Here is a 24,775-nt window from a genome sequence, read left to right as displayed (position 1 = left end):
CTAAATAGAACATGAAACATTTATTACGTGGATTTTTTATTGCAGTTCTCTTTATATGCTGCAACTTCCAACTCGTGCTTGCACAACCTATGCAAACATTGCCCGTGGACAAAAATGTCCGCATAGGTAAACTTGACAACGGGCTTACTTATTACATCCGACACAACGCACTCCCAGAAAAACGCGTCGAATTTCACATTGCACAGAAAGTGGGTTCTATCCTTGAAGAGCCGCAACAGCGCGGTCTGGCTCACTTCCTTGAACACATGGCTTTCAACGGAACAAAAAACTTCCCGGGTGATGAAACCGGACTGGGCATCGTGCCTTGGTGTGAGACTAAAGGTATCAAGTTCGGAACAAACCTGAATGCATATACCAGTATCGACAAAACAGTATACCGAATCAGCAACGTACCTACCGACAACGTCAGTGTAGTAGACTCTTGTCTGCTGATCCTGCATGACTGGTCAAGCGCCATCAACCTTGCCGACAAGGAAATCGACAAAGAACGTGGTGTGATCCGTGAAGAATGGAGAAGCCGCAACAGTGGTATGCAGCGCATCATGACCAATGCCCTGCCTGTCATGTATCCGGATTCCAAATATGCAGACTGTATGCCAATCGGAAGCCTCGATGTAATCAACAATTTCCCTTATCAGGACATCCGTGACTACTATGCGAAATGGTACCGTCCGGACCTGCAAGGTATCATGATTGTCGGCGACATCAATGTAGATGAAATGGAAGCAAAGCTGAAAAAGGTATTTGCAGACGTAAAAGCTCCGGTGAATCCGGCTGAACGTATCTACTATCCGGTAGCAAACAATCAGGAACCGCAAATCTTCATCGGTACGGACAAAGAAATCGAAACTCCTTCCATCAGCTTCTTCTTCAAGAGCGAAGCCTTCCCGGATTCGCTGAAGAATACAATCAACTATTACGGCATTCAATACATGATTAGCATGGGAGTTACAATGCTGAACAGCCGTTTGGCAGAAATCCGTCAGCAAGCGAATCCTCCTTTTACAGGTGCAAGTGCAGGTTATGGCGACTTCTTCGTAGCCAAGACCAAAAATGCTTTCGGAGTAGACGCCAGCAGCAAAATCGATGGTATCGAACTGGCCATGAAAACGATTCTCGAAGAAACTGAACGCGCACGCCGCTTCGGATTCACCGAAACTGAATATGACCGTGCCCGTGCCAACTATCTTCAACGCGTAGAATCTGCTTACAATGAACGCGAAAAGATGAAAAACGACACTTATGTCAACGAATACATCAGCAACTTCCTTGACAACGAACCGATGCCGGGCATTGAATACGAATACGCTATGATGAATCAGCTGGCTCCGAACATTCCGGTAGCGGCTATCAATCAAGTGATGCAACAGCTGATCACTGACAACAATCAGGTAGTACTGTTGGCAGGTCCGGAGAAGGAAGGTGTAAAATACCCGACGAAAGAAGAAATCGCTGCTTTGCTGAAACAAATGAAATCTTTCGATCTGAAGCCTTACGAAGACAAGGTTTCTAACGAACCATTGCTGAAAGAAGAGCCGAAAGGCGGAAAGATAGTTTCTGAAAAAACCGGAGATATTTACGGAACAACAAAACTTGTTCTGTCCAACGGTGTGAAAGTATATATCAAAACAACTGACTACAAAGCTGACCAGATTCTGATGAAAGGTACCAGCCTTGGTGGTAGCAGCCAGTTCCCCGACAAAGAGATTCTGAATATCTCTCAAATCAACAGCGTAGCAATGGTTGGTGGTATCGGTAACTTCAGCAAAGTAGACCTGAGTAAAGCACTTGCAGGCAAACGTGCTTCTGTAGGAGCCGGTGTGAGCGCGACAACAGAAACGGTTTCCGGCAGTTGTTCTCCGAAGGACTTTGAAACAATGATGCAGCTGACTTATCTGACTTTCACTGCTCCCCGCAAAGACAACGAAGCATTCGAATCTTACAAGAACCGCATGAAAGCAGAATTGCAGAATGCTGACGCTAATCCGATGACCGCATTCAGTGATACAGTCTCTTATGCATTGTATGGCAATCACCCACGTTCTTTCAGCATGAAAGAAAACATGGTGGACAAGATCGACTATGACCGTGTAATGGAAATGTACAAAGACCGTTTCAAAGATGCGAGCGACTTTACATTCTACTTTGTAGGAAACATTGATGTTGAGAAAATGAAACCGATGATCGCCAAATATCTGGGTGGTCTGCCATCTATCAATCGCAAAGAGACTTTCAAAGATACGAAGATGGAAATCCGTAAGGGTCAATACAAGAACGAGTTTGCCAAGAAACAAGAAACACCGATGGCAACCATCATGTTCCTGTTCAACGGTACTTGCAAATATGATTTACGCAACAACCTTACTCTCAGCATCCTCGATCAGGCATTGGATATGGTTTACACCGCAGAAATCCGTGAAAAAGAAGGCGGTACTTATGGCGTAAGCTGCAGCGGAAGCCTCACCAAATATCCGAAAGAACAACTCGTGCTTCAGATTGTATTCCAGACCGATCCGGCCAAGAAAGACAAACTGTCGGGCATCGTCATCGAACAGTTGGAAAAAATGGCCAAAGAAGGTCCGTCTGCCGAACACATGCAGAAGATCAAAGAGTATATGCTGAAAAAATACAAAGACGCTCAAAAGGAAAACGGCTACTGGCTGGGCAATCTGGATGAGTATTTCTACACAGGTATTGATTATACAAAAGACTATGAAACGTTGGTCAACAGCATCACAGCAAAAGATGTACAGGAATTCCTTGCCAAGCTGATGAAACAGAACAACGAAATCCAAGTCATCATGACCGTACCTGAAGAAGAAGCTAAATAAACTTTTATAGCATACCAACAGTATGATGATATTTAACGAATTACGCAAACATGGACGGCTCGCCTCCAAACGGCATCCGATGTATGAAAAGAACAAAGTTGCCAAAATATTCGGATATATCGGGGTTGCTTTCTGGGCAGGATACCTGATATTCTTCGGTACAACGTTTGCATTCGGTTTTGCAGATATGGTTCCCAACCGGGAACCATATCATGTAATGAATGCCGTTGCCCTGATATTTATTCTGGCACTTGACTTCCTCTTGCGTATTCCGTTCCAAAAAACACCGACGCAGGAGGTAAAACCTTACCTCCTGTTACCGGTTAAACGAAATCGGATCATCGATTTCCTGCTTATCCGTTCGGGACTTAGTCTGTTCAACCTGTTCTGGTTGTTTATGTTCGTCCCCTTTTCCTTCATTACCATTACCAAATATTTCGGTATTTCAGGTGTACTCACCTATCTCATAGGCATCTGGCTTTTGATCGTTGCCAACAATTACTGGTACCTGTTATGTCGCACACTAATCAATGAACGTATTTGGTGGGTGCTGCTCCCTGTCGCTTTCTACGGTGGGCTGGGCTGCCTTGCCTTTATTCCCGAAGACAGTCCCCTGTTCTACTTCTTTATGGACCTGGGAGACGGATATATCAACGGGAATATTCTCTGTTTCCTCGGTACCATCCTTGTCATAGCCATTTTATGGCTGATTAACCGCAAAATCATGTCCGGCCTCATCTACGCTGAATTGGCAAAAGTAGATGACACCCGCATCAAGCATGTTTCAGAATACAAATTCTTCGAGCGATACGGAGAAGTTGGTGAATATATGCGGTTGGAATTAAAAATGCTTTTGCGCAACCGGCGTTGCAAAGGTGCATTGCGCAATGTTCTCCTTGTAGTCATCGCCTTCTCCTGCATACTTAGCTTTTCAAGCCTTTATGACACGAGCACCATGACTACCTTTATCTGTGTTTACAACTTTGCCGTATTCGGCATGATCATCCTTTCGCAGCTCATGTCTTTCGAAGGCAATTACATTGACGGACTAATGTCCCGCAAAGAATCCATCATGAGTCTGCTGAAAGCAAAATATTATATCTATACTATCGGCGAGATCGTCCCATTTGTCCTGATGATTCCCGCCATTATAATGGATAAAGTTCCCTTACTGGGTATCTTTGCCTGGTTCTTCTATACCACCGGTTTTATCTATTTTTGTTTCTTCCAACTGGCTGTTTACAATAAGCAGACTGTAGCACTGAACGAAAAAGTGACAAGCCGCCAGACCAACAGTGCCATACAAATGGTTGTCAACTTCGGAGCTTTCGGTATCCCATTGATCCTGTATTCTGTGTTGAATGCGTTTCTGGGTGAAACGGTCGCCTACTCTATCCTGCTCGCCATCGGGCTTGGATTCACACTGACTTCTCCGCTTTGGATCAGAAACGTCTATAATCGTTTCATGAAACGGAGATACGAGAATATGGAAGGCTTCAGAGACAGCCGCCAATAAGAGATTTACGATTGAACCGATTAGTCATTTACGATAAAAATACCAAGACAATGATAAGCATCAATAATCTTCAAAAGAAATTCGGCGAAAAGATAGCCGTAAACATAGATCACTATGAAATCAATCAAGGCGATATGCTCGGATTGGTAGGAAACAACGGTGCCGGTAAAACAACACTTTTCCGGTTGATGCTCGACTTACTGAAAGCGGATAATGGGAATGTCGTTATCAATGACATTGACGTCAGTCAAAGTGAAGACTGGAAAAACTTCACAGGTGCTTTCATTGACGATGGATTTCTGATAGACTACCTTACCCCGGAAGAGTATTTCTACTTTATCGGGAAAATGTACGGACTGAAAAAAGAAGAGGTGGACGAACGCCTTCTGCCGTTCGAACGTCTGATGAGCGGAGAAGTGATCGGACAAAAGAAACTGATCCGTAACTACTCAGCCGGTAATAAACAGAAAATCGGCATCATCTCCGCCATGCTTCATTATCCTCAGTTGCTGATACTCGACGAACCGTTCAATTTCCTCGATCCCAGTTCGCAATCCATTATCAAACATATGCTCAAAAAGTATAGCGAAGAGCATAATGCAACTGTAATCATTTCCAGCCACAATCTGAATCATACGATAGATGTATGTCCGCGTATTGCCCTGCTGGAGAATGGCGTCATCATCCGGGATATTATGAATGAGAATAATTCTGCTGAAAAAGAACTGGAAGACTACTTCAATGTAGAAGAATAAAGTTACTTATAATTTTACGATATACGAAAAGAAAGATAGCCGATGAGAGTGAACTTCAAACTTATCTTCATACTGACAGGACTGACCCTTGTCCTTAGTTCCTGCCGCACGTCTGCTCCCCGTCTGGATTACCAGGCACTGGCACGCGCCTCCATCCTGCTGGGCGTGGACATCAATATGGAAGATAACCACAAGCTCTATCTGGAATCAGCCGAATGGATTGGTGTTCCTTATCGTGGAGGCGGCGATTCAAAACGCGGTACCGACTGTTCGGGACTCACCTACCAGATATACCGGAAAGTATACCGTACTCAGGTTCCGCGAAATACCGAAGACCTGAGAAAAGAAAGTACCAAAGTCGCCAAACGGAATTTGCGAGAAGGCGATCTGGTATTCTTCAGCAGTAGCCGTTCCCGAAAAAAGGTAGCTCACGTAGGTATCTATCTCAAAAATGGGAAATTCATTCATGCCAGTACCAGCAAAGGAGTGATTGTCAGTCGACTGAGCGAAGACTATTACACCAGACACTGGATATCCGGAGGAAGAATTCGCTGATTATCAACTTAAAAGCATATAGAATCATGAAATCGTTTATTGGAGCAGTCATATTTATCTGCGTAGCGTTAAGCGCAAACGCACAGCTTTTATGGAAAGTATCTGGTAACGGACTTAGCAGCCCTTCATACATTATGGGGACTCACCATCTCGCTCCGTTGAGTGTCAAAGACGGCATCGCCGGACTACAGAAAGCGATGGATGAGACACAACAGGTATATGGAGAACTGAAAATGTCGGATATCCAGTCTCCGGCCACCATCCAGAAGATGCAGAAAATGATGATGATCGAAAGCGATACGACTCTGACTACCCTCCTCTCACCGGAAGATTACGAAACCGCTAATAAATTCTGCAAGGAGAACCTGATGATGGACCTCAACATGGCACCCAAAATCAAACCGGCTTTCTTACTGAACAACATAGCAGTAGTGGCGTACATCAAGCACATCGGAAACTATAATCCACAAGAACAGCTCGATACTTATTTCCAGACTCAGGCAACGCAGAAAGGGAAAAAAGTGGATGGACTGGAAACTCCGGATTTCCAGTTTAACCTGCTATACAATGGAATTTCCCTGCAACGCCAAGCCCAACTGCTCATGTGTACCCTCAATAACATCGACAAAGAGGTGGAAAGCCTCAAAAGACTGACAGATGCCTACATGAAACAAGATTTGGAAACCATGTTGAAAATCAACGAAGAGCGTAAAGGAAATCAATGTGATGCACTTCCCACAGAAGAAGATGCCCTAATTTACGACCGCAATAAAACATGGGCACAGAAACTACCGGCTATCATGAAAGCCGCTCCTACCTTCGTTGCAGTCGGCGCTTTGCACCTGCCGGGTAATAAAGGCTTATTAAGCTTACTGAAAAAACAGGGATATACAGTAGAAGCAGTAAAATAATGAATTATAAAACTTATTTATTCGATTTCGACTATACACTAGCCGATTCATCACGAGGTATCGTTACTTGTTTCAGAAATGTACTTAATCGTCACCAATATACGAATGTCACTGACGAAGCGATCAAACGTACCATTGGTAAAACATTGGAAGAATCTTTCAGCATACTGACCGGAGTCACCGACTGGAAACAGCTCACCGCTTTTCGACAAGAGTACAGACTGGAAGCGGATGTTCACATGAACGTGAATACCCGCCTTTTTCCTGATACACTCTCTACTCTGAAAGAACTAAAAGAGCGAGGTGCCCGCATCGGCATTATCTCTACTAAATACCGTTTCCGTATACTTAGTTTTCTGGATGAGTATCTGCCGGAAAACTTTCTCGACATAGTGGTAGGCGGAGAAGATGTACAAGCTGCCAAGCCTTCACCGGAAGGAGTAAAATTCGCTCTCGAACACTTGGGCAGTACTCCGCAAGAAACCTTATACATCGGAGACAGTACTGTGGATGCCGAAACAGCACAAAATGCGGGAGTAGATTTTGCAGGTGTCCTTAATGGAATGACTACCGCTGACGAACTCAGAGCATATCCCCACCGGTTTATTATGGAGAATTTATTCGGTTTGCTATATATCTGATTATCTTCTGTTACAACAGCAAAAAAATAAAGGAAATATTTGTCTGAAACAAATAAAAGAAGTACTTTTGTGCCCGATTATTCCGCAACGGGTTCGATAAAGAGCTCTTTAAGTGATTAAAGACCACCCGCCGGAGCTAACTTATACATTATATATAAGATGTACGCAATTGTAGAAATTAACGGTCAGCAATTTAAAGCAGAAGCTGGTCAGAAACTGTTCGTTCACCACATTGAAGGTGCTGAAAACGGTTCAACTGTAGAATTTGAAAAAGTTCTTTTGGTAGACAAAGACGGAAACGTAACTGTAGGTGCTCCGACTGTAGAAGGTGCTAAAGTTGTTTGCCAGGTTATTTCAAACTTGGTTAAAGGTGACAAAGTGCTTGTATTCCACAAGAAAAGAAGAAAAGGTTACAGAAAACTGAACGGTCACCGTCAGCAGTTCACAGAGTTAACAATCACAGAAGTAGTAGCTTAATCATTTAAAAAGTAAGAAGAAATGGCACATAAAAAAGGTGTCGGTAGTTCTAAGAACGGCCGCGAATCACATAGCAAAAGATTAGGCGTTAAGATATTTGGTGGCGAAGCTTGCAAAGCAGGTAATATTATCATTCGTCAAAGAGGTACTGAATTCCACCCGGGTGAAAACATCGGAATGGGTAAAGACCACACTCTTTTCGCTTTAGTAGATGGTACAGTTAGCTTTAAAGTAGGCAGAGAAGACAGAAGATATGTTTCTATCATCCCTGCTGAAGCAACAGAAGCATAACCTGCACAACTGAAAATATTCAAGAAAAGGAGATGTAATCCAAACGATTGCATCTCCTTTCTTTTTTTATGCAGATTTTCATTGCTCGCTTATTCGTTTTTTCTTTATCTTTGTAGCCTTAATAAAGAAAGTTCATAAAAAGTATAGATATGCTTACCATTAAACAAATTACAGAAAATACAGAGGCGGTGCTCCGCGGACTGGAAAAGAAGCATTTCAAGAATGCAAAAGAGACGATTGACGAAGTCATCGCCCTCAACGACAAGAGACGTACTACGCAAAACCTATTAGATAAGAACCTGGCAGAGGTTAATTCACTTTCCCGCACGATCGGTCAGCTGATGAAAGAAGGAAAGAAAGAAGAAGCCGAAGCTGCACGTGCACGTGTTGCCGAACTGAAAGAAAGCAACAAAGCACTGGACGCTACCATGACACAGGCTGCTACAGACATGCAGAATGTACTTTATACGATCCCTAACATTCCTTATGACAGCGTACCCGAAGGCGTAGGTGCCGAAGACAATGTCGTAGAAAAGATGGGAGGCATGGAAACAGAACTTCCCAAAGATGCACTGCCTCACTGGGAACTGGCTAAAAAATACGATTTAATCGATTTCGATCTTGGTGTAAAGATTACAGGTGCAGGTTTCCCCGTATACAAAGGAAAAGGTGCCCAACTGCAACGTGCCCTGATCAACTTCTTCCTGGACGAAGCACGCAAATCCGGATACACAGAAATCATGCCGCCGACAGTAGTCAATGCCGCTTCCGGTTATGGCACAGGACAGCTTCCCGACAAAGAAGGACAGATGTATCATTGCGAAGTAGATGATCTCTACCTGATCCCGACAGCTGAAGTACCTGTCACTAACATCTACCGTGATGTTATCTTGGAAGAAAAACAGTTGCCGATCATGAACTGCGCATACACACAATGTTTCCGTCGCGAAGCCGGTTCTTATGGTAAAGACGTACGCGGTCTGAACCGCCTGCATGAATTCTCCAAAGTAGAATTGGTACGTATCGACAAACCGGAACATTCCAAAGAATCTCACCAGCAAATGCTTGACCACGTAGAAGGCCTGTTGCAGAAACTGGAACTTCCATACCGCATACTCCGCCTGTGTGGTGGCGATATGAGCTTTACCGCTGCACTTTGTTTCGACTTCGAAGTATATTCCGAAGCACAGAAACGCTGGCTGGAAGTAAGTTCCGTATCCAACTTCGACACTTACCAGGCCAACCGACTGAAATGCCGTTACCGTAGTGCAGAAAAGAAAACAGAACTCTGCCATACGTTGAATGGATCAGCACTGGCACTACCACGTATCGTCGCCGCTTTATTGGAAAACAATCAAACCCCCGAAGGAATTAGAATTCCTAAAGCATTGGTTCCATACTGCGGTTTCGAAATGATAGACTAAGAAACTTTCTACTCCTGTAAGAATGAGACATCTCTGCCCCTTACAGGAGTTTCCTTTATTAACCTTTAACACATTTACCCCCATGACAAAAAACACAAAAAGTTTTGCATTGCCATTGGCATTCATTGGCGTCATGTTCTTTTCACTGGGCTTCGCCCTTGGTATCAACTCAGTATTAGTCCCCGTATTGAAGGGATCGCTGGAAATCAGTTCGGCGGAATCATATCTGATTATCGCTGCCACTTTCATCCCGTTTCTTATTTTTGGTTATCCGGCAGGACTTACGATTAAAAAGATCGGATACAAACGGACGATGGTTCTGTCATTCCTTATGTTTGCCATAGCCTTCGGACTTTTCATACCATCGGCAAGCTATGAAAGTTTTCCTCTGTTTTTATTGGCTTCCTTTATCAGCGGAACTGCCAACGCTTATCTGCAAGCTGCCGTAAACCCGTATATCACAATTCTGGGACCGATAGACAGTGCTGCCAAACGTATCAGCATTATGGGTATATGCAATAAACTCGCATGGCCGATTCCACCTTTATTCCTGGCTTTCCTTATCGGAAAAGAAGTGACCGACATTACGGTAGCTGACCTGTTTCTGCCGTTCTACGTTATTATCGCCGCATTCATCGCATTAGGAATTATCGCATATATAGCCCCGCTACCGGAAGTCAAAGCCGTCGGCGAAGACGACAGCGAAGAGGCAGCCGAAGCCTGTCCTTACGCTGCAAAGAAAACTTCCATCTGGCAATTCCCGCATTTATTATTAGGCTGTCTTGCTCTCTTCTTATATGTAGGTGTAGAAACCGTATCACTGGGTACATTAGTAGATTATGCCACCAGCCTTCATTTGGAAAATGCAGCAATGTATGCCTGGATTGCTCCGATAGGCATTGTGATCGGTTACATCTGCGGCATCATCTTCATCCCTAAATATATGAGCCAGGCTACAGCACTGAAGATTTGTTCGGTTCTGGCTATCATCGGTTCCGTACTGGTAGTACTTACACCTGCCGATATATCCATCTATTTCATCTCATTTATGGCATTGGGATGTTCTTTAATGTGGCCTGCCCTATGGCCTTTGGCTATGGCAGATTTAGGAAAGTTCACCAAATCCGGTTCATCTCTTCTGATCATGGCAATGGCAGGCGGTGCTGTTATTCCTACCTTATTCGGCTATCTGAAAGACATTTCCGATATTCAGAAAGCATATTGGATTTGCCTTCCCTGCTTCCTGTTTATTCTATATTATGGGGTAGCCGGATATAAAATCAGAACGAAATAAATAAAGATATTCACATGGATATGGAAAGTCACTCATCAAAAGAGTGACTTTTCTTTTTATATTTCGTAAATAAGCCGTATCTTTGCCGAAATTTATAACATTCTGATAGCAGTTACGTAATAATACCAACAAATTAATTAGATAATGAACAAAATCATTAGCAAAGAACGCTTTTCTGAGAAAGTGTTTAAACTTGAAATTGAAGCTCCTTTAATTGCTAAATCCCGCAAAGCCGGACACTTCGTCATTGTACGTGTAGGCGACAAGGGAGAACGTATGCCTCTGACGATTGCCGGTTCTGATTTGAAGAAAGGCACCATCACTCTGGTGATACAGGAAGTCGGGCTCTCCTCTACCCGTCTTTGTGAATTGAACGAAGGTGATTATATCACTGACGTAGTAGGTCCGCTCGGACAAGCTACTCATATTGAGAATTTCGGAACAGTTGTTTGTGCTGGTGGTGGTGTAGGTGTTGCTCCGATGCTTCCTATCGTGCAGGCTTTGAAAGCTGCCGGAAATAAAGTGATCACTGTTTTGGCAGGACGTAACAAAGACCTTATCATTCTGGAAAAAGAAATGCGTGAAAGCTCCGATGAGGTGATTATCATGACGGACGACGGCTCTTACGGGCGTAAAGGTCTGGTAACTGAAGGCGTGGAAGAAGTCATTAAACGTGAAAAGGTGGATAAATGCTTCGCCATCGGCCCTGCTATCATGATGAAGTTCGTTTGTCTGCTGACAAAGAAATATGAGATTCCGACCGACGTTTCATTAAATACCATCATGGTAGACGGAACCGGCATGTGTGGTGCTTGCCGTATCACGGTAGGAGGAAAAACGAAGTTCGTTTGTGTTGACGGTCCCGAATTCGACGGTCATCAGGTGGACTTTGATGAAATGTTGAAACGTATGGGTGCGTTCAAAAAGATTGAGCGTGAAGAGATGAACAAACTCCAGCCCGAATGTGAAGCAACGAAAGAGATAGATGAGAAAAGCCGCAACGCAGCCTGGAGACAGGAACTGCGCAAATCGATGAAACCGAAAGAACGTACAGCTATTCCACGTGTCGAAATGAATGAACTCGATGCCGAATACCGTTCACATAGCCGCAAGGAAGAAGTAAACCAGGGTCTGACCGCCGAACAAGCAGTTACAGAAGCCAAGCGTTGTCTGGACTGTGCTAACCCTGGATGTATGGAAGGGTGTCCGGTAGGTATCGACATTCCGCGCTTCATTAAGAACATCGAACGTGGCGAATTCCTCGAAGCAGCCAAAACACTGAAAGAAACAAGTGCGCTTCCGGCTGTATGCGGCCGTGTCTGCCCACAGGAAAAGCAATGTGAATCTAAATGTATACACTTGAAGATGAATGAAAAACCGGTAGCTATCGGTTATCTGGAACGCTTCGCTGCCGACTTCGAACGTGAAAGCGGACAGATTTCAGTACCTGTCATTGCCGAAAAGAACGGTATCAAAGTAGCGGTGATCGGTTCGGGTCCTGCCGGATTATCATTCGCAGGTGATATGGCAAAATACGGTTATGATGTAACAGTATTCGAGGCACTCCACGAAATCGGTGGTGTATTAAAATATGGTATTCCGGAATTCCGTCTGCCAAACAAGATTGTAGATGTAGAAATAGACAATCTCGTTCAAATGGGCGTTACTTTCATCAAAGACTGCATCGTAGGAAAAACAATCAGTGTGGAAGATTTGAAGGAAGAAGGTTTTAAAGGAATATTTGTCGCTTCCGGTGCCGGTCTGCCTAACTTTATGAATATACCGGGCGAAAACTCGATCAATATCATGTCTTCCAACGAATACCTCACCCGTGTCAACCTAATGGATGCTGCGAGCGAAGACTCTGACACTCCGGTAGCTTTCGGCAAGAATGTGGCTGTCATCGGTGGTGGTAATACTGCTATGGACTCTGTCCGTACAGCCAAACGCCTGGGTGCTGAACGTGCTATGATCATCTACCGCCGTTCGGAAGAAGAAATGCCTGCACGTATCGAGGAAGTGAAGCATGCCAAAGAAGAAGGAGTCGAATTCCTGACATTGCACAATCCGATTGAATATATTGCCGACGAACAAGGTTGCGTGAAACAGGTCATTCTCCAGAAGATGGAATTAGGAGAGCCGGATGCTTCCGGACGTCGCAGCCCTGTAGCCATTCCGGGAGCTACGGAAACAATCGATATCGATCTGGCCATCGTCAGTGTCGGTGTATCTCCGAACCCGATTGTTCCGAGTTCCATTAAAGGGCTGGAATTAGGACGCAAAGGAACCATTGCCGTAGATGACAACATGGAATCATCTATTCCGATGATCTATGCCGGCGGAGACATTGTGCGTGGAGGAGCTACCGTAATCCTTGCCATGGGAGATGGCCGTAAAGCCGCTGCTGCCATGAATGAACAACTGCAAAGCAAGTAAAAAGGCCACCTTATTATAACAGAAAAGCCCCGTTTGCATTCAGCAGACGGGGCTTTCTTATCACAAGATACTTCTTACTTCACTACGCTATTCGTCGCAGGGTCCGGGAAAATCACCGTCGGTTTAAACGACTTCGCTTCCTCAAAATCCATCAATGCGTACGACATGATAATCACAATATCATCCGGTTGCACCTTGCGGGCGGCAGCACCGTTCAGACAAATCTTACCGGAACCGCGTTCACCTTTGATAATGTAGGTTTCAAAGCGTTCGCCATTGTTGTTATCAGCGATGTACACTTTTTCTCCCGGAATCATGTTGGCAGCATCCAGCAGGTCTTCGTCAATCGTGATACTACCCATGTAGTTCAAGTTTGCCTCTGTGACACGTGCACAATGAATTTTCGACTTCAACACTTCAATCATCATAAGGTTTCGTCTTTTTTTAATTTAGATTTCTTTATACTTGATATTATCAATCAGTCTGACCTCTCCGCAGAACACTGTGATACAGCCTACTACATACTGAGAATCCTCCCAACTGCTTACCTTTTGCAGCGTGTTTCCGTCAACGATTTCAAAATACTCCAAACGCAATCCCGGAGCAGCCTCTATCGCCTCTTCTACCATCTTCTGCGTCTCACTCACTGTGTGAGATGCTGCAAAGGTACGACTTTTAAATAATGTCTGAGAAATATTTAAAGCATTTTCACGTTCTTGTGCCGATAAACGTTTATTCCGACTGCTCAGAGCCAGTCCGTCTTCCTCACGAACGATAGGACAACCTACAATTTCCAGTTTATAATCCATCTGACGAACCATCTCCCGAATAATCGCCAGTTGCTGGAAATCTTTCTCTCCGAAATAAGCACGATCCGGTTGCACCGCGTCAAACAACTTGCTGACAATCTGGCAAACTCCGTTGAAATGCCCCGGACGGAAAGCCCCTTCCATCACCGTATCCAACGGAGCATAGCTGAATTCACGCGTATCCGGCTGCGGATACATCTCTTCTACTGAAGGAGCAAAGGCAAATGCTGCACCGCAATCTTCCAACAAGCGGCAGTCAGCATCCAGTGTACGCGGATACTTTGCTAAATCGTTTTTATCGTTAAACTGAGTGGGATTTACAAAAACACTCACTACTGTTACACCATTCTCACTTACGCTGCGCTTTACCAGTGATGCGTGTCCTGCATGTAAAGCACCCATTGTGGGTACCAGTCCTACCTTCTTACCCTGGGCTCTCAGTGCCGTCAATTCGGCCTGTAAGTCCTTGATAGTGTGTATTACTTTCATTTTTGTTAATTGGTTTATGTTTTGGTCGTTTGCAAAAACTCTGCAAAATAAACTAATATTTGCCACATAAAGAAAGAATATGGTATTTAAAGTTCCTTTTTTTTGCTATCTTTGCAGAATATTATAGTGAACTATTGTTATTATGACAAAGGCGAATAAAGTTTTATTTATTACTCAAGAGATTACACCTTACGTTTCAGAATCCGAAATGGCCAATATAGGTAGAAACCTTCCACAGGCAATACAAGAAAAAGGCCGTGAAATCAGGACATTTATGCCTAAATGGGGAAACATTAACGAACGCAGAAATCAACTGCATGAAGTAATTCGCCTCTCCGGTATGAACCTGATCATCGACGATACTGATCACCCCCTTATTATAAAAGTTGCTTCTATTCAATCCGCACGTATGCAGGTATATTTCATCGATAATGATGATTATTTCCAGAATCGCTTGCAGACAGCGGATGAAAATGGTGTGGAATACGATGACAACGACAGTCGTGCTATCTTTTATGCACGCGGTGTGCTGGAAACAGTGAAGAAACTTCGCTGGTGTCCTGACGTAATCCACTGTCATGGATGGATGACGGCATTGGCTCCTCTTTATATTAAGAAGGCCTACAAGGACGAACCCTCGTTCCGTGATGCTAAAGTTGTATTCTCGGTATATGAAGATGATTTCAAGAATACGCTCAGTGAAGACTTTGCAACCAAACTGATGTTGAAAGGCATCACCAAGAAGGATTTGGCTGGTTTGAAGGAACCGGTAGACTATGCGGCACTTTGTAAACTTGCCGTTGATTATTCTGACGGAATCATACAAAACAGCGCAAAGGTAGACGAATCAATCATTGAGTACGCCCGTCAATCAGGCAAACTGGTACTTGATTATCAGGATCCGGAAAACTACGCAAACGCTTGCAACGAATTCTACGATCAGGTATGGGAAACCACTACAAATAAAGAAGAAGAATAAAAATCTAGATACGACAATCATGAAAGCAAAATATGCCTTGATAGCTTTACTGGCAATCACATTTTTCGGATGCGATGATAATACAGGCGGACTGGGATTAGGAATGTTCCCGGGCAATGACCAAAATATCAAAGGAAAGTTATCCACGTTTGATGTAACTACTAAATCAATTCCTACTGGAAAGATCTATGCCAAAACCAACATCGGATATGTTGGAAAGTTCACTGATGAAACATTCGGTACTTATCAGGCAGGCTTCCTTGCTCAACTGAATTGTCCGGATGGCTTAACTTTTCCTGAAGTATATACAGAAAAGAAAGATGCTAGCGGTAAAGTTATCTCAGCTACAGGAAAAATGGTTATAACTAATGAAGATGACGAAACGATTGAAATCATTAAGGATGACCAAGGTAATCCTATTGGCAACATACGTACTACCGAACTTTTCTTATTGTATGATAACTATTTCGGTGACTCACTGACTGCTTGTAGATTGAGTGTTTATGAATTAGGTGGAGATAATAAAGAAACACTAAACACAGATAATGCGTATTATACAAATATTATTCCTGAAGAATTCTATGATAGCCAGAATCTTTTAGGAACAAAAGCTTATACAGCCGTAGACTACTCCCTATCTGAAGAAGACCGTAATTCAAGTACATACGTACCCTATATTCACGTTGCTTTTAAAGAAGACAGAGCTAAAGAAGTGGGCAAAAATATTCTAGAAGCATCAAGAGCAGCTGGAAAAAAATTTAATAATCAGTTATTTGGAAAAGCCTTTCCAGGGATTTACGTAAAAAGCGATTATGGTGACGGAACAGTACTTTATGTAGATCAAGTACAAATGAGAGTAGTATACAAATGTTATGCTACAGATTCCATCACAGGCATTAAATTAAAAAAGCAAGATGGAGTTAACGATTCAACCTATTATACTTGGCGTCAATTTGCTTCTACCAGAGAAATTATTCAGGCTAATCAATTAAGTAATGACGAACAAGCCATTAATGAAAGAATAAATGAAAAAACCTGTACTTATTTAAAAAGTCCGGCAGGTATATTCACTGAAGCTACATTACCAATTTCTGACATAGAGAACGAATTAACTGGCGATACCTTAAATGCAGTAAAACTGACATTCACTAATTACAATCAATCAAGTGACAAGAAGTTTGGTATGTCTATACCATCTACTGTAATGCTTGTACGCAAGAAATTCCAGGATAGCTTCTTTAAAGACAATAAGTTGAGCGATGGTGTATCTTCTTATCTAACTTCACATACAAGTAGTACAAATCAATATGTATTCAGCAACATCACCAAATTGGTAAATGCCTGCATTGCAGAAAAGGAAGAGGCTAAGAAAGCAAAGGGTAGTGAATGGAATGAAGCTGACTGGTTACAAAAAAATCCAGATTGGAATAAGGTAGTACTTATACCTGTACTTGTGACTTATGACTCTTCAAACACTACAACCGGTCAGGCTAATATTATTAGAATACAACATGACTTAAAACCTGGTTATGTACGTCTGAAAGGTGGAGAAGCTGGAGAAAATCCAGGTGGTGAGAATTACAAGTTGAAACTTGAAGTTATTTCTACAGACTTCGGATTAACAACTAAGTCAAACTAAAAAGATATATAAAATAAACAGCGCGGGTTACTTCGGTAATTCGCGCTGTTTTTTATATGTACCTGTCACTGGAATTAATAGCAAACAAGCCCTTTTCGGACAATCCCATTCCTATATAACATTCCAATATAACATCGCAATATAAAAAACAACCGTGAGGTGATTCCCATCTCCCCACGGTTACAACCAGTTAATTTATTATTATCTTATTCTTCTTTCTTTGCAGTAGCTTTCTTGCGAGTAGCTTTAGCTACCGGTTCCTTTTTCGCAGCTACTTTCTTGGTAGCTTTTGCAGCTCCTTTTTCAGCTTTTGCCTGCCATTTGGTTACTTCCTTTTGCAGTTCGGCTATCTCCTCACCCTGATTCTTAATAGTAGTCAGCAGAGAGTTAAGCTCTTCATTATCTACATCAACAGGATACAGTGAATCTACTCGTTTGATAAAGTCGCCCAAGATATTCATGTAGTTAGTGAAGGCATCGTAAGGAGAGTCATAGATGCCACGATTCAGCCAGATACCTGTATTCTTGGTAGTCATGAAACGGAAGTTGTTGCTGGCTTGCAGATAATCCCAGTCCTGCTTGATACGACGGTCGTCACACAGGTGAACACGTTCTGCTACGCTATACAACTTGTTGAAAGCCTCACGCTGCAGGATATTACCCAGCCAACTGCTTGTATCTCTTTCTTCGTCCACCCATGACATTGGATAAGGAACATCCAGTTGAGATACAGATTTCAATTTAGATACAATCTCTGTTGGAGTAGAGAACGTGATACCCTTTGATTTAGCACATTCGGGCAATGCTTTCAGGAATTCCAGGATATTGGAAGAAAGCGGCTGAGCCATACCCAATGCACTTAATTCCATAAAGATATTAATCACTTGCTCTTCTTGTGGCAACGCATCAATCCAGTTAATATACTTATCAGCAAATAATGGATATTCCGGCCATTCCGAATTGGAGAAACGCAATCCTATATCATCAGAAAGTTTAAAGTCTCTCAAGAGCAATTTGAGACTCGGAGCCTGATTGCAGTGATATACATAGTGCGGGCTCTTCCATCCCAATACATGTTTTGCACCTTCCGTCAGCATTCCCTTAAAGCCCATAGAAGCTACCAGTCCACCGATTTCATCCGAATAAATCAAGCTGGAATTGCGGAACACCTTCGGTTCTTTGCCAAACATCTGTTTCATTTTATCACGCTGGCGAAGCACTTCTTCACGGAAGCAGTCTTCGTTAGCCAAAGATGACAAGCCGTGTGAATAAGGTTCGCAAAGGAACTCACAACAACCGGTATCATTCAACTGATGCAGCAAGTCAATCACCGCCGGAGCATGAATTTCAAGTTGCTCCAATGCCACACCGGAAATAGAAAGCGCCACTTTGAAAGCTCCTCCCGAGTTTTTCACCATCTCGATCAACGTGCTGAGAGCAGGTATATAAGATCGTTCGGCAACCTCATTCATACCGGTTTCATTTGCATAGTCATCATAGTAATAATGATCGGTGCCGATATCGAAAAAACGGTAGCGTTTCAAGTGTATAATCTGATGTATTTCGAAATAAAGACAGATCGTTCTCATAGTCTATATCATTTTATTGTTTACCATAATTTTTAATAACCTCATCATAGATACCGCGAACTTTATATCCCACGTTCTCCCATTTAATCTCATCCACTTCTTTCTTACCCTCTTCTTTCAGGTACTCGTACATAGCCGGGTAAGTACAGATAGAATAAATGGCATCCGCCATAGCATGAATATCCCAGTAGTCCGTTTTAATACATTTATCCAAAATTTCGGCACAGCCGGATTGCTTGGATATAATGGAAGGTACACTACATTGCATAGCCTCCAACGGAGAGATACCGAATGGCTCAGATACAGAAGGCATAATATATACGTCACTGGCTTTCAGCACTTCGTACACCTGCTTTCCTTTCATAAAACCGGGGAAATGGAAACGGTCCGCAATACCGCGTTCGGCTACCAGACGAATCATCTGATCCATCATATCACCACTACCGGCCATTACGAAACGGACATTGCGCGTACGGTGCAATACCATTGCTGCAGCTTCTACAAAGTATTCCGGTCCTTTCTGCATGGTAATACGTCCCAGGAAAGTAACGACCTTTTCGCTCGGATTCTTTTGAGGAACAATATCCTGTATCTCTTGTGACAAAGGAGAAACGGCATTATGCACAGTAGACACCTTCTTCGGGTCTTGGAAATACTTATGGATCACAGTCTGACGGGTCAGTTCGCTCACACACATGATGTGGTCGGCATTGTCCATACCATTCTTCTCAATGGCATACACTGTCGGATTGACATTGCCGCGACTACGGTCGAAATCAGTAGCATGCACATGGATCACCAATGGCTTACCAGATACTTGCTTGGCATGTATCCCTGCCGGATAAGTCAGCCAGTCATGAGAATGAATGATATCAAACTCCTGCTGACGTGCTACCACCCCGGCAACGATTGAATAGTTATTGATCTCTTCGTGCAGGTTGTCCGGATAACGTCCGGAGAACTCGATGCATCCCAGATCATTCGTATTGAGATAGTTGAAGTCGGCATAGATATGATCGCGCAAGTCATAGAACAATTGCGGATCCATATAACTGCCTACGCGTCCTTTCACATAGTCCCAACCGACATTTTTCCACACTACCGGCGTGCTGTTCATGCCGATAATTCTTAAAAAGCTCTGATCTTCGTCTCCCCATGGTTTGGGAATACAGAATGTAATCTCCAGATCATCCTGCTGAGACATTCCTTTTGTCAGACCATAACTGGCAGTCCCTAACCCTCCTAAGATATGCGGGGGGAACTCCCATCCAAACATTAAAACTTTCATTTTCGTTCCTCCTCTTTTTAATAATACTTAGACAGTAGCTTTAGAATACGCAGTACTTCGGCGACATTCATGGCAAACGATACAGCTCCGCGTCCTTTAAAAGGCGGATTACCATCGAAAAGTTCAGGCAGCGAACTGATACAATGAATTGTCAGTTCATCTTCGAGACCAATAAGCTGGCGTTCAATGAACGACAGACCACTCATCTTATAAATTCGCAGATAGGCTTCCATATAGAATCCCATCAGCCAAGGCCAGGCTGTGCCTTGGTGGTAAGCGTAGTCACGCTGTATCTGAGGACCAACATAGTTAGGGTTATAGCCCCCGCTCTTCGGGCTCAAGGTACGGAGTCCCTTGGGGGTGAGCAACTCTTTGGTTGCGATGTCGAGCACTTGCTTCTTTTGCGCCCGGTCCAACGGAGAATAATCGAATGCTACGGCAAATATCATGTTGGGGCGTACGCTCCAGTCCATCATATTTCCGTCTACATAGTCAAGTAAATATCCATATTCGTTGCGGAACACTTCGATAAATGATTTTCCCGTCACTTCCGCCTGTGCGTCAAGCGCATCGGCCAGAAGAACGTTTCCATCTTCACGAACCAGATCGGCAACGAAACGAAGCGCATTATACCACAAAGCATTAAACTCTACGATATATCCCGTACGGGGAATCACCGGATGTCCGTTTACGGTGGAGTTCATCCACGTAATCGCCTTATCGGTGCCATTTGCATAAAGCAGTCCGTTTTCATGCAGGAAGAGGTTCTCATGTTTCCGCTGACGGATAAATTCGATGATATCTTTCAGCAGTTCGCCATATTTCTGACGGCATTGTTCGCGGGAGGTCTCCTTGGCATACTGTTGCAAAGCCCATACGGCCCAAAGCAGTACATCCGGATGTTCCATCTCGTAAATCTTGTATCCTGCCGGCTCATCATTGATGAAGCTTCGAATCGCTTTTTCCGCTGTCTTCATCACATCTTCAAACTGATCCACCTCGTCCAGCGCAAGTGTCAGTCCCGGCAGGGATATAAACATATCGCGGGCACGGCACTTGAACCACGGATAACCGGCAAGGATATAATGTTCTCCCTCCTGCTGATTATGGAACTGATGTGCTGAGTTTTTCAGACAGTGATAGAAGCTATCGCGAGGCGTACGGTCAGCCACTTCGGCTTCGAACGTCTGCTTCAGTCTGCGCGGAGTCACTTCGGAAGTACCCGCGGAGAAAACGATGCTTTCTCCTTTCTTTATATCCACTTCAAAATATCCCGGAACATAGAGGTCTTCATTGAAGTCGTAGCCTCGCTCTTGTTCTTTCGGATATTCGAATCCACGATACCAGTCGGGCTGGAAATGGAACTCGCAAGCCTTGTTCAACTGCATGAACAGTTCCGGATAACCGGGATACATACAAGTCTTGATACCATTTTCCACAAGTTGATAATCGCGGCTTGCCTGCGCATTCTCGTGAGTGTACTCTCGTACGCTCCGGAAAGCGAGGAACGGTCGGAAGCGCAACGTCGTCGCCGAGTGTGCGTCCAACAAAGTATAACGAATCAGGATTCTGTTTTCATGATGTACAAAGATTTTTTCTTTGCGTAACACTACTCCTCCAACACGGTAAGTTGTCGCCGGGATATGCTCACAATCGAATTCACGGATATACTTATGTCCATTCGGACTAAAGTTGTTTCCCTGATATTTATGCAACCCCAAGTTAAACTCAGCACCATGTTGAATTACCGTTTCATCAAGAGAAGATAGCAGCACATGATTTTCATCGTCGATATTGGGAACAGGAATTACCAACAGTCCGTGATATTTGCGTGTGTTACAATCAACAATCGTTGTACAATGATAAGCTCCTGCTTTGTTCGTCCGGAGAATCTCCCTTTGGAGACTTTCTTCCAGATTCGTCATGAGGGTCTTGTCAAATCGTAAATAACTCATAGTTGTGCATTATTTAAAGGTTAATTATTGGTCACTATATTCCTTATATATATCTATTGCTGTTCTGTATATATACCAGCCTGAGCATTGTATATATAGGTATAATGCCCAAATGTACAAATTCTAGATAAAAACAAAAATAAAAAGGCTTTTTATTTTCAGTTTTTGTGCAAATATTCGTAGTATTGCGTAAAATATCTAAAGAATAGAAAGTAATGAAGCGAGATATTCAGCGTATCATGCTGGCTACAGCGGTGCCGTTGTTCCTAATTTTTATCCTATTTCTGCTAAAGATCGTTGAAGTCGGCATGGGCTGGGACTTCTCTCACATGGGGATATACCCTCTGGAAAAGCGAGGAATAACGGGTATTCTGACTCATCCGCTGATACACAGCGGGTTCAGCCATTTGCTGGCCAATACGTTGCCGCTATTTTTTTTATCGTGGTGCTTGTTCTATTTCTACAGGGGGATAGCCGGACGTATTTTTATGATCATCTGGATCGGAGCCGGACTGCTGACCTTCATAATCGGCAAACCGGGATGGCACATCGGTGCCAGCGGACTGATTTACGGACTTGCCTTCTTTCTTTTTTTCAGTGGTATCCTGCGGAAATATGTTCCTCTGATTGCCATCTCACTGCTTGTCACCTTTTTGTATGGAGGAATCATCTGGCATATGTTCCCCTACTTCTCTCCCGCCAATATGTCGTGGGAAGGACATCTCAGCGGAGGAATCATGGGAACACTCTGTGCATTCGGTTTCTTGAACCACGGGCCTCAACGACAGGAACCTTTTGCGGACGAAACGGATGAAGAAGAAGAATCTCCGGAAGAAGATATCAACGATCGCAATACAACCGACTCTACAGATATTACCTCATAAATCCCGGTTACGACTTATGCAATGCCTCAATCAATAAAGTGATATTAGCAGTAAACAACCTTACTGAGATAGCGAGCAGGATGATACCGAAAAACTTACGGATGATGTAGATTCCCCCTTTTCCGAGGAAACGTTCCACACGTCCGGTCATGCTTACTACAAAGTAGACCCATAGCATATTCAGTATCAAGGCAATGATTATGTTAACACTGGCATATTCGGCACGAAGCGAAAGAAGCGTAGTAAAAGCTCCGGCCCCTGCCAGCAGCGGGAAGACAAGCGGAACGAGTGTCGCTTCCTTTATCGGCCCCTGATTTTTGAAGATTTCTATATCCAGAATCATTTCCAGAGACATAAGAAAAATAACGAATGCGCCCGCCACGGCGAATGATTCGATATCTACATGAAAAAGTTTCAGCATCATATCACCCGCGTAGAAGAAGCCTATCAGTAAAGCAAAGGAGATGACAGTAGCCTTTGTTGCATTCACATCTTTCCCCTTTTCCTTCAGGTTAATAATAATAGGTATAGAACCGATAATATCTATTACTGCAAAAAGTACGATAAACGCACTGACCATTTGCTGCCAATTAAAACCCGTGAACATAATTCCTCCTTTTTTTTGCAAATATACTCTATTTTTATGCATTCAAACAATAAAAAAAACAAAAAGAAAGGGGATATGTGGATAGCAGTGTTGTATTATGAGTAAATTTGTACGATTAATAAGAGATTACAACGTATGGAAACAATGTTCGATACTTTGCTCCAATTACCTTTATTTCAGGGGCTTTGTCATGAAGATTTCACTAGTATTCTAGATAAAGTCAAGCTGCACTTTATCAAACATAAAGCTGGGGAAACCATCATAAAGAGTGGTAATCCCTGTACCCAGCTTTGTTTTCTGTTGAAAGGTGAGATTTCTATTGTCACCAATGCAAAAGAAAACATTTATACGGTCATCGAACAAATCGAAGCTCCCTATCTGATAGAACCTCAGTCTTTATTCGGTATGAATACCAACTATGCCTCTTCTTATGTGGCACATACGGAAGTGCATACTGTTTGCATCAGCAAAGCATTCGTACTCAGTGATCTGTTCAAATATGACATCTTCCGCCTCAACTATATGAATATCGTCAGCAACCGGGCGCAAAATCTCTATTCCCGTTTATGGGATGAACCCACGCTGGATTTAAAAAGCAAAATTATCCGTTTCTTTCTGTCACATTGCGAAAAACCGCAAGGGGAAAAGACTTTCAAAGTAAAGATGGACGATTTGGCACGTTGTCTGGATGATACTCGATTAAATATTTCTAAAACACTGAATGAACTACAGGATAATGGTTTAATCGAGTTGCACAGAAAAGAGATTCTGATTCCGGATGCTCAAAAACTACTTTAAGAGATTGACAGTTTGGGTAGAACAATCTAATATATATAAGGTAGAAAAAAGTCAAAAGAACAGTCTTCTAATTATTTTCAAAGGAAAAATCGACCTAATTATTTAAATTAATTGCATTACTTTTCATCTTGGAGAGCAATAAAGACCTTATGCCAAATTGAATAATTTTGAAGAAGTCGTAATAGAACTTGGTATTGTTATATAAAGTGTATTTTCTACTGTTTCATAGGCTATTCAAAGGTTATTAAGCACATGTACTATTCTAAGACGGTGTAAAGTTAATTAATAAAAAAAATATGTTTTTTATAATTAAATAAAAAACATATTTATTTTTCAATTTTATAATCTCAATTCTACTATATAGTTCATAAATTGTCATCCCAAGCATTCATCAACCAATTAATCAATTATATATAAGGCACTTATATACACACATACCAAGTCCTATTACGACTTAGCCCCAATTAATCAATATGATTATAACCTTAAATTAACATTTATGAAAACTCTTAGCAACAGCCCTCCGCCTTTCAAAATCGGAGAATTTGATCTCATTTTTTACTTTTATTTCAGCACAGATCAGAAT

Annotated in this window: 21 protein-coding genes; 15 read left to right on the top strand and 6 right to left on the bottom strand. The window is 42.9% G+C overall.

Going from position 1 to position 24,775, the window contains the following annotated elements:
* The first annotated feature begins 11 nt into the window (after positions 1-11).
* The 11 genes from ACHLI0_RS19880 (at position 12) to ACHLI0_RS19830 (ending at position 13,152) form a co-directional block, all read left to right on the top strand.
* Positions 12-2,852: a M16 family metallopeptidase gene (locus tag ACHLI0_RS19880; protein WP_234118247.1), complete on the top strand. Its 2,841-nt coding sequence runs from the start codon at positions 12-14 to the stop codon at positions 2,850-2,852.
* Positions 2,853-2,874: 22 nt separating this feature from the next.
* On the top strand, positions 2,875-4,368 hold the full coding sequence (locus tag ACHLI0_RS19875) for a DUF5687 family protein (protein ID WP_165938062.1): 1,494 nt from the start codon (positions 2,875-2,877) through the stop codon (positions 4,366-4,368).
* Positions 4,369-4,418: 50 nt separating this feature from the next.
* Positions 4,419-5,123 carry an ABC transporter ATP-binding protein gene (locus ACHLI0_RS19870; RefSeq protein WP_055216889.1) on the top strand — a complete coding sequence of 235 codons (705 nt, stop codon included), beginning with the start codon at positions 4,419-4,421 and terminating at the stop codon, positions 5,121-5,123.
* Between the two features lie 42 nt (positions 5,124-5,165).
* Positions 5,166-5,678, top strand: a complete 513-nt coding sequence (locus tag ACHLI0_RS19865) for a C40 family peptidase (RefSeq protein ID WP_055216887.1) — start codon at positions 5,166-5,168, stop codon at positions 5,676-5,678.
* Between the two features lie 26 nt (positions 5,679-5,704).
* Complete coding sequence (locus ACHLI0_RS19860) at positions 5,705-6,589, top strand: TraB/GumN family protein (protein ID WP_022471541.1); 885 nt, start codon at positions 5,705-5,707, stop codon at positions 6,587-6,589.
* A complete protein-coding gene (locus ACHLI0_RS19855) occupies positions 6,589-7,230 on the top strand; it encodes an HAD-IA family hydrolase (protein WP_490749896.1) in 642 nt (213 codons plus the stop codon). Before ACHLI0_RS19860 ends, ACHLI0_RS19855 begins: the two co-directional genes overlap by 1 nt.
* 159 nt (positions 7,231-7,389) lie before the next feature.
* Entirely contained in the window at positions 7,390-7,707 is a 318-nt protein-coding gene (rplU, locus tag ACHLI0_RS19850) for a 50S ribosomal protein L21 (protein ID WP_008759984.1), read from the top strand.
* A gap of 21 nt (positions 7,708-7,728) precedes the next feature.
* A complete protein-coding gene (rpmA, locus tag ACHLI0_RS19845) occupies positions 7,729-7,998 on the top strand; it encodes a 50S ribosomal protein L27 (protein ID WP_055216883.1) in 270 nt (89 codons plus the stop codon).
* Between the two features lie 149 nt (positions 7,999-8,147).
* Positions 8,148-9,422, top strand: coding sequence for a serine--tRNA ligase (gene serS, locus ACHLI0_RS19840; RefSeq protein WP_055216881.1), 1,275 nt, complete (start codon positions 8,148-8,150; stop codon positions 9,420-9,422).
* 82 nt (positions 9,423-9,504) lie between these two features.
* Positions 9,505-10,716 carry a glucose/galactose MFS transporter gene (gene gluP / locus ACHLI0_RS19835; RefSeq protein ID WP_193759420.1) on the top strand — a complete coding sequence of 404 codons (1,212 nt, stop codon included), beginning with the start codon at positions 9,505-9,507 and terminating at the stop codon, positions 10,714-10,716.
* A 144-nt stretch (positions 10,717-10,860) separates the two neighbouring features.
* Positions 10,861-13,152 carry a bifunctional dihydroorotate dehydrogenase B NAD binding subunit/NADPH-dependent glutamate synthase gene (locus ACHLI0_RS19830; RefSeq protein ID WP_055216876.1) on the top strand — a complete coding sequence of 764 codons (2,292 nt, stop codon included), beginning with the start codon at positions 10,861-10,863 and terminating at the stop codon, positions 13,150-13,152.
* Between the two features lie 74 nt (positions 13,153-13,226).
* Here ACHLI0_RS19830 and panD read toward each other — a convergent pair whose 3' ends face one another.
* The gene (gene panD / locus ACHLI0_RS19825; protein WP_008759980.1) at positions 13,227-13,580 is read right to left on the bottom strand and encodes an aspartate 1-decarboxylase; all 354 of its coding nucleotides are present in this window, start codon (positions 13,578-13,580) and stop codon (positions 13,227-13,229) included.
* A gap of 21 nt (positions 13,581-13,601) precedes the next feature.
* Positions 13,602-14,450: a pantoate--beta-alanine ligase gene (panC, locus tag ACHLI0_RS19820; RefSeq protein WP_055216874.1), complete on the bottom strand. Its 849-nt coding sequence runs from the start codon at positions 14,448-14,450 to the stop codon at positions 13,602-13,604.
* Between the two features lie 142 nt (positions 14,451-14,592).
* Between panC and ACHLI0_RS19815 the strand changes: the two genes are divergently transcribed.
* Positions 14,593-15,429 (top strand): glycogen/starch synthase, encoded by an 837-nt coding sequence (locus ACHLI0_RS19815; RefSeq protein WP_008759978.1) that lies wholly within the window; start codon positions 14,593-14,595, stop codon positions 15,427-15,429.
* Positions 15,430-15,448: 19 nt separating this feature from the next.
* Positions 15,449-17,068 (top strand): BamH family beta-barrel-assembly machinery protein, encoded by a 1,620-nt coding sequence (bamH, locus tag ACHLI0_RS19810; RefSeq protein ID WP_055216873.1) that lies wholly within the window; start codon positions 15,449-15,451, stop codon positions 17,066-17,068.
* A gap of 206 nt (positions 17,069-17,274) precedes the next feature.
* Here the strand turns inward: bamH and ACHLI0_RS19805 are convergent, their stop codons facing one another.
* From ACHLI0_RS19805 to ACHLI0_RS19795, 3 genes are read right to left on the bottom strand one after another with little or no spacing between them, the layout of a single operon-like run.
* On the bottom strand, positions 17,275-18,657 hold the full coding sequence (locus ACHLI0_RS19805) for a glycoside hydrolase family 57 protein (protein WP_008759976.1): 1,383 nt from the start codon (positions 18,655-18,657) through the stop codon (positions 17,275-17,277).
* Positions 18,658-18,670: 13 nt separating this feature from the next.
* Entirely contained in the window at positions 18,671-19,945 is a 1,275-nt protein-coding gene (locus ACHLI0_RS19800; protein ID WP_008759975.1) for a glycosyltransferase family 4 protein, read from the bottom strand.
* A 17-nt stretch (positions 19,946-19,962) separates the two neighbouring features.
* Positions 19,963-21,900 carry a glycogen debranching enzyme N-terminal domain-containing protein gene (locus ACHLI0_RS19795; protein ID WP_008759974.1) on the bottom strand — a complete coding sequence of 646 codons (1,938 nt, stop codon included), beginning with the start codon at positions 21,898-21,900 and terminating at the stop codon, positions 19,963-19,965.
* A 215-nt stretch (positions 21,901-22,115) separates the two neighbouring features.
* Here ACHLI0_RS19795 and ACHLI0_RS19790 point away from each other — a divergent pair, with 215 nt between their 5' ends.
* Positions 22,116-22,784 carry a rhomboid family intramembrane serine protease gene (locus ACHLI0_RS19790; protein ID WP_490749895.1) on the top strand — a complete coding sequence of 223 codons (669 nt, stop codon included), beginning with the start codon at positions 22,116-22,118 and terminating at the stop codon, positions 22,782-22,784.
* A 7-nt stretch (positions 22,785-22,791) separates the two neighbouring features.
* Here ACHLI0_RS19790 and ACHLI0_RS19785 read toward each other — a convergent pair whose 3' ends face one another.
* Complete coding sequence (locus tag ACHLI0_RS19785) at positions 22,792-23,391, bottom strand: MarC family protein (protein ID WP_117577006.1); 600 nt, start codon at positions 23,389-23,391, stop codon at positions 22,792-22,794.
* 135 nt (positions 23,392-23,526) lie between these two features.
* Here ACHLI0_RS19785 and ACHLI0_RS19780 point away from each other — a divergent pair, with 135 nt between their 5' ends.
* Entirely contained in the window at positions 23,527-24,189 is a 663-nt protein-coding gene (locus ACHLI0_RS19780) for a Crp/Fnr family transcriptional regulator (RefSeq protein ID WP_054959787.1), read from the top strand.
* Positions 24,190-24,775 lie beyond the last annotated feature (586 nt).

This window comes from Bacteroides sp. RCH18 (assembly GCF_058231005.1).
This window is presented reverse-complemented; position numbering and strand designations above follow the sequence as displayed.